This window comes from Martelella sp. NC20 (assembly GCF_013459645.1).
In the GTDB taxonomy this organism is placed as follows: Bacteria; Pseudomonadota; Alphaproteobacteria; order Rhizobiales; family Rhizobiaceae; genus Martelella.
Map to the genome: position 1 here is coordinate 3,981,615 of NZ_CP054861.1, position 13,181 is coordinate 3,994,795.

Annotated in this window: 11 protein-coding genes; 4 read left to right on the plus strand and 7 right to left on the minus strand. The window is 63.4% G+C overall.

Features of this window, described 5'->3' with window-relative positions; genetic code table 11:
• Positions 1 to 4 precede the first annotated feature (4 nt).
• The 7 genes from HQ843_RS19145 to HQ843_RS19175 all read right to left on the minus strand — a co-directional run bounded on the left by HQ843_RS19145 (position 5) and on the right by HQ843_RS19175 (position 8,176).
• Positions 5 to 1,543, minus strand: coding sequence for a tripartite tricarboxylate transporter permease (locus tag HQ843_RS19145; protein ID WP_180901673.1), 1,539 nt, complete (start codon positions 1,541 to 1,543; stop codon positions 5 to 7).
• On the minus strand, positions 1,540 to 2,040 hold the full coding sequence (locus HQ843_RS19150) for a tripartite tricarboxylate transporter TctB family protein (RefSeq protein ID WP_180901672.1): 501 nt from the start codon (positions 2,038 to 2,040) through the stop codon (positions 1,540 to 1,542). The genes HQ843_RS19145 and HQ843_RS19150 overlap by 4 nt, the downstream gene beginning before the upstream one ends.
• Positions 2,041 to 2,448: 408 nt before the next feature.
• On the minus strand, positions 2,449 to 3,459 hold the full coding sequence (locus HQ843_RS19155) for a Bug family tripartite tricarboxylate transporter substrate binding protein (protein WP_180901671.1): 1,011 nt from the start codon (positions 3,457 to 3,459) through the stop codon (positions 2,449 to 2,451).
• 161 nt (positions 3,460 to 3,620) lie between these two features.
• The gene (locus tag HQ843_RS19160; protein ID WP_180902124.1) at positions 3,621 to 4,439 is read right to left on the minus strand and encodes a sugar phosphate isomerase/epimerase family protein; all 819 of its coding nucleotides are present in this window, start codon (positions 4,437 to 4,439) and stop codon (positions 3,621 to 3,623) included.
• A gap of 13 nt (positions 4,440 to 4,452) precedes the next feature.
• Entirely contained in the window at positions 4,453 to 5,610 is a 1,158-nt protein-coding gene (locus HQ843_RS19165; RefSeq protein ID WP_180901670.1) for a dihydrodipicolinate synthase family protein, read from the minus strand.
• A complete protein-coding gene (locus HQ843_RS19170) occupies positions 5,607 to 6,761 on the minus strand; it encodes a Gfo/Idh/MocA family protein (protein WP_180901669.1) in 1,155 nt (384 codons plus the stop codon). The genes HQ843_RS19165 and HQ843_RS19170 overlap by 4 nt, the downstream gene beginning before the upstream one ends.
• A gap of 248 nt (positions 6,762 to 7,009) precedes the next feature.
• On the minus strand, positions 7,010 to 8,176 hold the full coding sequence (locus HQ843_RS19175; RefSeq protein WP_180901668.1) for a nucleotide sugar dehydrogenase: 1,167 nt from the start codon (positions 8,174 to 8,176) through the stop codon (positions 7,010 to 7,012).
• A 319-nt stretch (positions 8,177 to 8,495) separates the two neighbouring features.
• On the opposite strand from HQ843_RS19175, the gene HQ843_RS19180 reads away from it, so the two are divergent.
• From HQ843_RS19180 to HQ843_RS19195, 4 genes are all read left to right on the plus strand, one after another.
• A complete protein-coding gene (locus HQ843_RS19180; protein WP_180901667.1) occupies positions 8,496 to 9,707 on the plus strand; it encodes a CaiB/BaiF CoA transferase family protein in 1,212 nt (403 codons plus the stop codon).
• 13 nt (positions 9,708 to 9,720) lie between these two features.
• Positions 9,721 to 10,752, plus strand: a complete 1,032-nt coding sequence (locus HQ843_RS19185; protein WP_246710161.1) for an acyl-CoA dehydrogenase family protein — start codon at positions 9,721 to 9,723, stop codon at positions 10,750 to 10,752.
• Positions 10,749 to 11,897 (plus strand): acyl-CoA dehydrogenase family protein, encoded by a 1,149-nt coding sequence (locus tag HQ843_RS19190; RefSeq protein WP_180901666.1) that lies wholly within the window; start codon positions 10,749 to 10,751, stop codon positions 11,895 to 11,897. Before HQ843_RS19185 ends, HQ843_RS19190 begins: the two co-directional genes overlap by 4 nt.
• A 125-nt stretch (positions 11,898 to 12,022) precedes the next feature.
• Positions 12,023 to 13,156: a TAXI family TRAP transporter solute-binding subunit gene (locus HQ843_RS19195; protein ID WP_246710162.1), complete on the plus strand. Its 1,134-nt coding sequence runs from the start codon at positions 12,023 to 12,025 to the stop codon at positions 13,154 to 13,156.
• Positions 13,157 to 13,181 lie beyond the last annotated feature (25 nt).

Genomic DNA, 13,181 nt, shown 5'->3' on the forward strand with positions numbered 1-13,181 from the left:
CTCCTTATCCTGCATTCACGTCTTTCCCGTTATCATCGCCGCGCCAGCGTTTGAAGCTTGCAAACCGGCGGACGGCGGGAATCGAGAACAGGATGGTGAGCGCGATCAGCACCGCGAAGCCTGCCGAAACGGGCCGGGTGAAGAAGGCGGTGATATCGCCATTGGAAAGAATCAGACCGCGCCGGAGGCTCTTGTCGAGCAGGCTGCCGAGGATGATGCCGAGCACCAGCGGCGCCATCGGATAGTTGAGGCGGCGCAGGACATAACCGCCGACGCCGAAGGCGAACATCACCCAGATATCGAAAATCCGCTGGGAAAGCGCATAAGGCCCGATGACGCAGAGCGTGAACACCATCGGCATCAGCATTGTGCGCGGCACCTGAAGGACCTTGACGAAAAGCGGGGTCAACGCCATGCCGAACAGGCCCATGGCGATGGTTGCGAAGATCAGCATCACCGCGATCAGGTAGATCATCTCCGGCTGGTCAAACATGATCATGGGACCGGGGCGGACACCATGCAGGAACAGCGCGGCAATCAGCACGGCGGCCGAGGCCGAGCCGGGAATGCCGAGCGTCAGCGTCGGGATCAGCGAGCCGGGAACGACGGCCGAGTTGCCGGTCTCCGCCGCGATCAGCCCTTCCTGGCTACCCTTGCCGAACTCGGCGCGTTCCTTCGAGTGGCGCTTGGCGGCGGCATAGGAGCCCCAGGCGCCGATATCCTCGCCGACGCCCGGAATAATGCCGACCAGCGTGCCGATGATGCCGGATTCGAGCACGGTGCGCTTATAGCGCCAGACGCTCGAAAAAAGCTCCTTCAAAGGAGCGGGAACGGACTTGCTCTTCGCCAGTTCGGCCGCCGGCAGCGTCATCGCGAACAGCACTTCGGCGAACCCGAAGGCGCCGACCATGGCCGGGATCAGCTCGATGCCGCCATTCATCTGCTGGATGCCGAAATTGAAGCGGACATAGGAATGAATGCCTTCCGAGCCGATCATCGCCACCGAAAGCCCGATCAGCCCGGCCATGTAGCCCTTCAGCGGTTCGCCGGAATGGGTCAGCTGGCCGGAAATGACGATGCCGAACAGCGCCAGCCAGAAGAATTCATAGGAGCCGAAACCGAAGGCGGCCTCGGCCAGCGGCGGGGCGATCAGCACCAGCATGGCGATGCCGACCAGCGTGCCGAGCATCGAGCCGAGCGTAGCGATCGCCATGGCAAGGCTGCCCTTGCCCTTGCGCACCAGCGGAAAGCCGTCAAGCGCGGTGGCCGCGCTTGCCGGCGTTCCGGGAATATTGAGCAGAATGGCGCTGCGCGAACCGCCATAGATCGCGCCGACATACATGCAGATCAGCACCATGATGGCGGTGTTGCGGTCGAGCGAATAGGTCAGCGTCGTCAGCAGCGCTACACCCATCGTCGCCGTCAGGCCCGGCAGCGCACCGACAAAGATGCCAAGCAGCGTCGCCCAGGCGACGTTGAAGATCATCATCGGCGTCGTCAGTTCGGCAAAGGCGCTGGCCAGCGCGTCGAATACGAGGGTCATGGCAGGCGCACCAGAAACAGATCTTCAAAGAGGAACGACACCGCACCGCCGAAGACCACGGCAATCACCAGCGCGCGGGCGATGGTGACGATCATGGCGCGGCGCGGCATGCCGGGCGAAAGCTCGAAAATCAACATGAAGGCGGCGACGAAAAGGCTGCTCGCCACCCAGAAATGAACGCGCCCGACCAGCACGATCGCATAAAGCCCGCAAAGGCCGATCAGTCCGGAAAGCCGCAGCAGTTCCTCGCGCGTCACCATGCCGCTGGCCCGGCGCTCGTCATCGCCATCCCGGCTGCGCAGGATGCCGACAAGCTGAAGGCCGGCGACGATGGTCATGGCGATGCCGAGCACGATCGGCAGCAGGCCGGGAAAGCTTGCCGGCGGGATGTGCCGGACTTCCAGCCTGTCCATGGTGTAGCCGCCGATCAACTGTGCAATCCCGATCGCAAGCAGGATGGTCGATACGGCAATGTCGACGGAGCGGATTTTCAGCATGAAGCCTCCGGGGATAGTGGATGAAACGGCGACAAAGCCGCCGAATCGGTTTGGTGTTTTGTATCGCGACCCCGGATTGGCCGGAGCGGCATCGCAGCACATCGAGTTCTGGCGTTTTCAAAACGTCGTTCCGTCATCGACCTTCCCTTCGGAAAGGGTATTACCGTGCCGCATACCCCCCAATCTTCTCGCCCCGGAGGGGAGAGATGTCGCGACAGCGACAGTGAGGGGGGAGTCTAACCCCTCGAACGCCCTCGCAATCGGACAAGCTGCATCACCCTCACTGCCCCTGTCGGGGCATCTCTCCCGCAGGCGGGAGAGAATACTGGGAGCAAGCCGCACGGCCATATACCACCGCCCTTTGAAGGGGGCGTGTGCTCCTTTCCGGGGCAACCGCGTCAGCCAGCCTTATTCCGGGCAGGTCAGGCCGACTTCCGACGGATCCTTCACCGCCTCGCCGCGCGCCTTCATGGCGCAGGCTTCGTTGGTCGCCACCGGAATGGCGCGGGCGCGGGCCTCGTCGCCATAGCTCGGCGCGAAGCTTGCGCCGCGCTGGTTGGCATAGTGCTTCAGCTCTTCCGAATTCATGACCTTGTCGGCCCAGATCTGGTCGACCGTGTCATAGACTTCCTGCGGCGCGCCCTTCGGGATGAAGACGCCGAAATAATCGGGTGCTACGTCGATATCGAGCCATTCGGTGATCGGCGGGATCGGGTCGATGCCCTCGATTTCGAGCGGCGTGTCGGACAGCACGGCGAGCGGACGCAGCCGGCCGGCCTTGATCATTTCCGTCTGTTCCACGGCAAGCTGGGTGGTCATGTCGACCTCGCCGGAAGCCGCGGCGATCACGGCCGGGTTGCCGCCGTCATAGGCGACCATGCGTGCCGTCATGTTGCCGCCGGCGGCATCGTTGAGCGTGGCAAGGGCGGTGCCGCCGGACGAGGTGACGCCGGCCGTGCCGACGGTGACATCGCCGGTCTTCATGGCTTCCAGCAACTCGCCGAAATCCTTGTAGGGCGCATCGGCGTTGACCGAGATCAGCGGCGCGTTGGCGACATGCAGGTAGATCCGGTAGTCGTCGATGTTGGACACTTCCAGCAGGCCGGAAACGGCATAGGTGGCGTTGTTGGCGATCGCGTTCGCCGTCCAGGTATAGCCGTCATGCGGGGCATCCATCGCCGCCTTGGTGCCGATCGAGCCGGACGCGCCCGGCTGGTTGACGACGACCACTTCGGTACCGAGCGCCTCGGCCAGGATGGGAGCGACGACGCGGGTCACCTGATCGGTGGAACCGCCCGCCGACCACGGAACGATGATGTTGATGGGCCGGTCGGGTTGCCAGGTTTGCGCCGAGGCGGAACCCGCGGCGAAAAGGGCGATTGCGGCTGCGGAAACAGCCAGTTTCGAAAGCATGGACATGATAGTCTCCTCCCTTGGCTACTGAACAGTAGGTTACGGGCACCTGACGTCGTGTCAAGTATCCCGGGCTGCGCAGTCTCCAGCCGATCCGCCAATGGAGCGCTCCTCTTGCCCTCCCCTTGGCCTGACGGCCACCTGCCTGCGCAAACAGGTCATTCAACTCAGCAACAACCGGCGGCCCGCTCGATGATAGTCTCCATCACCATGTCGGGATCGCGTTTCCACCAGTTTTCCGCCGAGAAAATCTCAACTTCATTGAGGCCGTTGAAGCCCTCTGCTTCCACCGCAGCGCGAAGGCCGGCAATGTCGATGACGCCATCGCCCATCATGCCGCGATCGTTGAGCATGTCGGTGGTCGGCACCAGCCAGTCGCAGAGGTGAAAGGCCATCAGCCGGTCTTTGCCGGCGCGCGAGATCTGTGCCTTCACCTCCGGGTCCCACCAGATGTGGTAGACGTCGGCGGCAACGCCGATGCCGTCGCCAAGCCGGTCGCAAATGTCGAGCGCCTGCGAAAGCGTGTTCACCGCCGCGCGGTCGGCCGCATACATCGGATGCAGCGGCTCGATGGCGATCTTGACGTTCACGGTGCGCGCATATTCGAGCGTCTTTGCAAGACCTTCCTCGATCATGGCGCGGGCGCCATCGATATCGCGGCTTCCCTTCGCCAGGCCGCCGACCACCATGACGAGGCATGCAGCGCCGATGGTCGCGGCCTCGTCGACGGCGCGGCGGTTGTCGTCCAGAACGGCATCGGTCAACGCGCCGTCCGCCGTATACCAGCCGCCGCGGCAGAGGCCGGAGACGGCAAGCCCGGCGTCGCGAATCTGGCGGGCTGCCTTTTCCGCGCCCAGCGCTTGCAACTGGTCGCGCCATGGCGACAAGCCGCCAAAGCCGTGACGCGCGCAGCCTTCGATCGCCTGATCGAGCTTCCACTGTGCCCGCGTGGTCGCGGTGTTGAGCGAGAGCCGCTCGGGTGTGATCACCGCCATGCCGTCAGACCTCGATGCCGTGGGTCGCCATCACCCGCGCGGTGCGGGCGGCGGCCATCTCGGTGTCGGAAATCAGCCCCGCCGCATCGGCAAGGCGCACGATCTCGGCCAGATGCTGCGCCGAGCGGGCGCTCTCCTGTCCGCCGAGCATGGTGAAATGGTCCTGATGGCCCATCAGATAGGCAAGGAACACGACGCCGGTCTTGTAGTAGCGGGTCGGCGCCTTGAAGATGTGGCGCGACAGCGGCACGGTCGGCTCCATGACCGCACCCCAGCGCTGCATGTCGCCCTTCGCAAGGGCCGCAAGCCCGGTGGCGGCGACGGGCGCGATCGGATCGAAAATGCCAAGCAGGGCGTGGCTGTAGCCCTGATCGTCGCCGGCGATCAGTTCCGGATAGTTGAAGTCGTCGCCGGTATACATCTTCACGCCGGCCGGCAGACGGCGGCGCATGGCGATTTCCTTTTCCGCCGAAAGCAGCGAGATCTTGATGCCGTCGACCTTGGCGGCATTGGCCTCGATCACCTTCAGGCAGGTATCCATCGCCACCATATGATCGGCGCTCGCCCAATAGCCCTCAAGCGCCGGGTCGAACATCTCGCCGAGCCAGTGCAACACGGCCGGTTGCTGCAGGCCGGAAAGAATGCGGCCATAGACGCGGGCATAGTCATCGGCGTTCTTGGCAACCTTGCAGAGCGCGCGCGACGCCATCAGGATCACCTGACCACCTGTCGCCTCCACCGCCTCGCACTGCATTTCATAGGCCGCGATAACATCGTCGATGGTCTTCGCGTCGGCCGGATCGAGATGATCGGTTCCGGCGCCGCAGGCGATCGAGTGGCCGCCAGCCTTCGCCTCCCTCACCGAGCGCTGGATCAGTTCGAGCGAGGTCGGCCAATCCATGCCCATGCCACGCTGGGCGGTATCCATGGCTTCCGCCACGCCGAAACCCAGCGACCAGAGATGATGGCGGAAGGCGAGCGTCCTGCCCCAATCGACCGCGCAATCGGACCATGGATTGTTGTCGGCGAAGGGGTCGACCACGACGTGGGCGGCCGCAAACACCTTGCGGTTCCAGTCGCCCTTGTCGGGCGACACGCTTGTGCCGGAAAAGGCGAAGCTTTCAATGCCGCCGGAAGCTTTCGGCAGTGTAACGGTGCTCATATGCCCAGATCCTCCAGGTCGACCCAGCGGCGCTCGCGCGCGCTCTTGTACCCGGCTTCGGCAAGTTGCACGCCCTTGGCGCCCTCCGTCAGCGTGTAGGCCCAGGGGCCATCCTCCAGCACGTGACGCAGGAACTGTTCCCACTGCACCTTGAAGCCGTTGTCGAAGACGGCGTTGTCCGGCACTTCCTGCCAATCGTCGAAGAAGTCCATCTTCTGCGGCTCGTCCGGGTTCCACACCGGCTTCGGCGTGTTGGCGCGGTGCTGGCTCACGCATTTGTGCAGGCCGGCGACCGCCGAACCATGGGTGCCGTCGATCTGGAAGGTCACGAGATCGTCGCGACGAACGCGGGTGCACCAGCTCGAATTGATATGGGCGACGATATCGCCTTCCAGCAGGAAGGTCGCATAAGCCGCGTCGTCGGCCGTGGCGTTGTATTCCTTGCCGTTCTCATCGATGCGGGTCGGAATGTGGGTGGCGGTGGTGCAGGAGACCGATTTCACCGGGGCAACGACATTGTCGAGCACGTAGCGCCAGTGGCAGAGCATATCGGAGACCATGCCGCCGCCATCCTCGGCGCGGTAGTTCCAGCTCGGGCGCTGGGCCGGCTGATCCTCGCCGGTGAACACCCAGTAGCCGAACTCGCCCTTCACCGACAGGATCTTGCCGAAGAAGCCGTTATCGCGCAGCCGCTTCAGCTTGACGAGGCCGGGCAGGTCGAGCTTGTCGTGAACGATGCCGTTCTTGACGCCCTTGGCCCTGGCATAGCGGGCGATCTCGACGGCTTCTTCAAGGCCCTCGGAAACCGGCTTTTCGGAATAGACATGCTTGCCGGCGTCGATCGCCTTTTTCAGCAGCGTCGGGCGCAGCTTGGTGGAGGCGGCGTCGAAGAAGATGATGTTGTAGGGATCGGCAAGGGCCGCATCGAGATCGGTGGTCACGCGCTCGACGCCATGACGCTTCGCCAGTTCCTCGATCCTGGCAGCATTGCGGCCGACGATGATCGGATCCGGCATTACGCGCGAGCCGTCACTCAAGCGCAAGCCACCCTGGTCGCGGATCGCGAGTACCGAACGGATAAGATGCTGGTTCATTCCCATGCGGCCGGTGACGCCGTGCATGATGATCCCGATACGATTGGTATCAGCCATAGAATTCCTCCCTGAACTTGCTCGTTACCTACCAGTTAGTAATAAACGCGTCAACATGCTTCCGGCGGAAAATCAGAAAACGCAAAAAGCAGGAAATGAGCGGACCACCACTCGGCCGAAATCGGCGGGGCAACAGCAGAAAATCAGTGCCGATGATTGGATAACCGGGCGAACGGAATCCGAAAAACATGACGGGCGCCCCGCGACAAACCGGCGACGCCCGTCAGGATTGGCTATCCTCCAGCCGCTCAGTCGGCGCCGAAAAGGTCGCGGGTGAAGACCTTTTCGGCGACATCGCGAATCTCGTCGGTCATTCTGTTCGCAACGATCAGGTCGGCCTCCCTCTTGAAAGCGTCCAGATCCCGGAGCACCGGCGAGTTGAAAAAAGCCTCGTCCTTCAGCGCCGGTTCGTAGACGGTCACCGGAATGCCCTTGGCCTTGATCCGCTTCATGATGCCCTGAACAGAAGACTGCCGGAAATTGTCCGATCCCGCCTTCATCACCAGCCGGTAGATGCCGACAGACTTGGGCTTCAGCGCGATAATGCGCTCGGCGATGAAGTCCTTGCGGGTGGTGTTGGCGTCGACGATCGCGCGAATCAGGTTTTGCGGCACCTCCGAATAATTTGCCAGAAGCTGCCTTGTATCCTTCGGAAGGCAATATCCGCCATAACCGAAGGAGGGATTGTTGTAATAGTCGCCGATACGCGGATCGAGGCCGATGCCCTCGATCATCTGCCGTGAATCCATCCCGTGGGTGACGGCATAGCTGTCAAGTTCGTTGAAATAGGCGACGCGCATGGCAAGGTATGTGTTGGCGAAAAGCTTGATCGCCTCGGCCTCCGAGGCGCCGGTGTAGAGAACCGGCACATCCTTCTTGAGGGCCCCCTCGACGAGCAGGCCGACAAAGGTCTCGGCCCGGGCGGAACGCTCGCCGACAACGATGCGAGAGGGGTTGAGGTTGTCGTAAAGCGCCCGCCCCTCACGCAGGAATTCCGGTGAAAAGATGATGCGGTCGCTTTGAAAGGCACAGCACGTGCGTTCGGTAAAGCCCACGGGAACGGTCGACTTGATGATGATCGTGGCCGCGCTGCCGGAGGCGATCACATCGCCGATAACCCTGGTCACAGAGGACGTGTCGAAATCATTTGTCTCGGGATCGTAATTGGTCGGCGTGGCGACAATCACGAAATCGGCTTCGCGATAGGCGGGGGCCGCCTCGGTGGTTGCGCGAAGCCGCAGGGTCTTCCCCGCCAGATAGCGCTCGATCTCGTCATCGACGATCGGGCTCCTGCCGGCATTCAGAGCCTCAACCCGCTCCGGGTCGATATCGATGGCGACCACATCATTGTTCTGCGCCAGAAGCACCGCATTCGAGAGCCCGACATAGCCGATACCGGCAACCGCGATTTTCATGTTTTACTCCAGATGGATTCAGTGTCCCGGTTACAGTCGCGGATTTTATCGCCCGTGGCATATCAATTGGCAAGCCGCCCGGAATTCACCGCGGCGTCAGTTCCGCGAAGGATGAGCCCCGGGTTACTTCGAACCAGCCGATACCCCCCTTCCCCGCCGCCCTGCGGCAGCCTGACGCTGGGTGTTTCGACGATGATCGCGCGAACCTCCGTGACTTTTAACCCCTATAAAGATTGAAAAATCATATTTACGATTTTTCTGTTGCGCTATGGGCGAGCCGCTGGCATTTTCCCCTCCGATTGACAAGGGAGGATACAGCATGGCCGGATGTCTGGACCATATCAAGGTGCTCGACCTGAGCCGCGTCTTCGCCGGACCCTGGGCCGCGCAGATGCTGGCCGATTTCGGGGCCGACGTGATCAAGGTCGAGCATGTCAAGGGCGGCGACGACGTGCGCCGCATGGGCGTGAGCCACCTGAACGCCGACGGCGAGCCAACGGGCGAAACCTCGAGCTTTCTCGCGATGAACCGGGGGAAACGCTCGGTCGCCCTGGACCTGAAATCGTCCGAGGGGCGGCAGATCGCCCGAAAGCTGATCGAGAACGCCGATGTGCTGATCGAGAACTTCAAGACCGGCACGCTGGCCCGGATGGGGCTGGACTATGAGGCTGTTGCCACGCTGAACCCTCGCCTCGTCTATTGCTCGATCACCGGCTTCGGGCAGACAGGACCGATGGCGCATCTGCCGGGCTATGATCCGATCTTTCAGGCTATGAGCGGGCTTTTGTCGGTGACCGGCTCGTCTGAGGACGAACCGGCGCTGGTCGGCTATTCGATCTCGGACATCACGGCCGGGCAATATGCGGTGGCCGCGATCCTTGCGGCGCTGAACCATCGCGATGCGGTGTCGGGCCAGGGGCAGTTCATCGATATTGCGCTTCTGGACACGCAGATCCACGCGGCTTCACATATGGCGATGAATTACCTGTCCTCGGGGAAACTGCCGCGCAGGAACGGTACCGCCTCGCAGATCACCTGCCCGTGGCAGGCGTTCGATTGCGCCGACCGCCCGATCATGATCGCCATCGGCAACGATCCGCAGTTCCGTCGCTTCGCGGATTATCTGGGGCTTGCGGGCGTGGCCGACGACGAACGCTACGCCACCAACCTTGCCCGGGTGCAGAACGCGGACACGCTGATCCCGCTGATCGCGGAAAAGCTGGCCACCCGGGACGCCGATACCGCCTATGCCGAGCTGGAGACGATCGGCATCCCGGCGGGCCCGCTCAACAGCTTCGAGGACACGCTGCAGATGCCGCAGGTCAAGGCGCGCGGACTGGTGCAGCAACTCGACCATCCAAGGGCGGGCCGCATCAGCTACATCGCCAACCCGGTGCGTTTTTCAGGCAGTCAGGGAGACGCCGCCCGGCATCCGCCGCTGCTGGCCGAACACACCGACGAAGTGCTGCTAGAGATCGGATTGACCGGGGAGCGCATCGCCGAACTGCGCGACATGGGCGCGATTGCGTAAGGGGAGTTTGACAATGGAAGACTGGATGGAAAACGCCCGCATGATCGTGGACAGCGCCCGCGCCATCGTGCCTGCCGACGGCGATCTGGGCCGTATCCGCGCCGCGCGCGGCAAGGGCATCGACCGCGCCATGGTCGCGCAGGCGGGCGAACTGGGCCTGTTCCTCATGCGCGTGCCGGAAGAAGCCGGCGGCCTCGCGCTGGGAATGCGCGAGACCTGCGCGTTGATGCAGGCGCTGGGCGGCGGGCTCGCGCCCGAACCCATCGGATCGACTATCATGGCGGCAGCGCTTCTGGGCGAGGCCTTCCCCGAAGAGGCCGCAAGCGGCGCGCTGGTGATGGTGACGGCGTGGCAGGACGACGCGGCCTCGCTGCAGTTCGAAGGCGGCGCGGTGGGCGGACGGCTGAACGGCACAAAAATCGCCGTGCCGGGCGATGCGGATCTCTTCGCAATCCTGACCGAGGCCGGCGTCGCTGTCGTGCCGCGCGATGCGCCGGGCGTTACGATCGCAGAGGCCGATACGCTGGATGGCGGCCGGATCGCGACGCTGCATCTGCATAACGTCACTGCCGATCTGCTCCCCTGTCCGCAGGCGGCATCCGTCGTTCAGGACATGGTGCTGGCCCATTCGGCCTATCTGCTCGGCCTGTCGGACCGGGCTTTCCGCATTACGCTTGACTATCTGAAGGTGCGCGAACAGTTCGGGCGCCCCATCGGCAGCTTCCAGGCCCTGCAGCATCGCGCGACCGAGATCAAGATCCGGATCGAACTGTTGCGCGCCGCCATCATGGCGACAGCCGCGCGCTTCGACACCGGCGCGGATGCCGCCGCCCGGGCCCGCGATACCGACCGCTGCAAGCTGCGCGCGGCCGAGACCGCGATGCTGGTCGCGCGTGAGGCCGTGCAGATGCACGGCGCGATGGGAATCACCGACGAGGCCGATATCGGATTGTTCGTCCGCCGGGCAATGACCGACGCCAATCTTTTCGGCGCGCCGATGGCGGTGCGCGCCCGACTGGCCCGCACTCTGGAGGACGCCGTATGAGCACCGATTACAACGCCATGTCAGACGGCGATTTCCGCGCCATGATCCGCGATTTCGTCGAGACCGAATATCCCGACATTCCCCGCTTTCCGCTGGAACGCCTGCACTGGGATGCGGTGAAACCGTGGTACATGGCCCTGTCACGGCGCGGCTTCCTGTGCCCGACATGGCCTGTTGAACATGGCGGCATGGGCCTCGCCGCGGGCAAGCACCTGATCATGGTCGAGGAACTCGAGCGCTACGGCGCGGCCCGCGTCCACGATATCGGCCCGGTCATGCTGGGCCCGCTCCTGCTGAAATACGGAACCGAGACGCAGAAGGCGCATTACCTGCCGCGCATCCTGTCAGGACAGGACATCTGGGCGCAGGGCTATTCCGAACCCGGCGCGGGTTCGGATCTTGCCGCCGTGCGTTGCGAGGCGGCGCGCGACGGCGAGGAATGGGTCATCAACGGACAGAAGACCTGGACCACGCTCGGCATGGATGCGAACTGGATCTTCATCCTCGCCCGCACCGACAAGACCGTGAAGAAACAGGCCGGGATCAGCTTCCTTCTGGCGCCGATGGACGCGCCCGGCGTCACCACCCGCAATATCGAGAACCTCGCCGGAGAGGCCGAGTTCTGCGAAGTGTTCTTCGACGATGTCCGCGTGCCGCTGGATCACATCGTCGGCGGCGTCAACGAAGGATGGACCGCCGCAAAGGCCCTTCTCGGACATGAGCGCGTCTTCATCGGCGCGCCCCGCCTGTCGGCAAGCGCGCTGGCGCGGCTCGCGCATCTGGCGCGGCGCAACGGCATATGGGACGATCCGGTATTCCGCGACCGCTACGTCGCGCTCGAATGCGATATGCGCGATCTGGGCGACCTGTTCCAGACCTATCTGGACCGCCTGAAAGAGGGACAGGAGATCGGCGCGGACGTCGCCATGCTGAAGATATTTCAGTCCGAACTGTATCAGCGCATATCCGAACTGATCATGGAGGTCGCAGGCCCCGAGGCAGGCCTGTCGCACCCGCCGGAAGGCGACCGGCGGCTGCATGCCGCGGCAACCTATCTGTCCGCGCGACCGATCACGATCTTCGGAGGTTCGACCGAAATCATGCGCAACGTGCTGTCGAAAGCCGTGCTGGGTCTGCCGAATTGAGGTCGATGAAATATCATTAAATCATAGAATTGACTTTTAAGATCATGCGAGCCATGGTGGCGATTATCGGGGCGTGGAGGCCGCGGTTATTTTTCCGCAAAGCGGATACCAAGGGAGGATTTCTTTTGTTTCATTCTAACCTCATGAAGGGCACGGTTGTGGCCGTTGCCATGCTGACCGCTTCGGCGGCCTTTGCCCAGGACGACGTAACGCTGCCGCGTTCGATGATCTGGACATCCTACGATCTCGGCTCGACCGGCTATGTCGAAGCCTCGGCCATGGCCGACGCGCTGGACAAGAAATTCGACATCGCCGTGCGCCTGACGCCCTCGGGAACCGCCATCGGGCGATTGCTGCCGCTGGTGCGCGGACGCGCCAATTTCGGCTTCATGGGCAACGAAATCCTGTTCGCTTCGGATGCGACCTATGAATTCGCTGCCGCCGACTGGGGTCCGCAGGACCTGCGGGTACTGATGGGCCGTCCCGCCGCCGTCGGCCTTGTCGCCGGCAACGACACCGATGTCGAAACGATGGACGACCTGAAGGGCGCCAATGTCGGCTTCGTCGAGGCCAGCCCCTCGACCACCATGAACACCGAAGCCGCGCTGGCCTTCGCGGGCCTGACGCCGGACGATGTGAACAAGGTGATGTATCCCGGTTACGGCGCCATGATGTCGGCCTTCGTCGCCGGAGAGGTCGATGTCGTTCCCGTCACCACCACCGTTGCCGCCCTGCGCGAGGCCGAAGGCGGTCGCGGGTTCCACTGGCTGGACATGTCCGCGGACAACGCCGAGGGCTGGGATCGCGTAACCAAACGGGCGAGCCTCTTCCAGCCGATCACCATGACGACGGGCGCAGGCATTTCCGAGGAAAACCCGGCCGAACTGCTGGGCTACAGCTATCCGCAATTGACCACCCTGGCGAGCACGGACGAGGATGAGGTCTACAACCTGCTGAAGGCGCTGGATCAGGTTTTCCCGGACTATCAGAACACCAATGCCGTGATGCCCAACTGGAATCTCGAGAAATCCGGCCGCACCCCGGCGGGCGCCCCCTTCCACCCCGGCGCGGTCAAATACCTGCGCGAGCGTGGCCTCTGGACGGATGCCGACCAGGCCTGGAACGACCAGCGTATCGCCGAGATCGAAGAGACCAAGGAGATGTGGGCGGCCGCGACCGCAGCCGCCAAGGATCAGGGCGTCGCCCCCGCCGACTGGGTCGCATTCTGGGAACAGTATCGCACCCGGAACGCCCAGTAATCCTTTACGGGCGCGGCCATTTGCG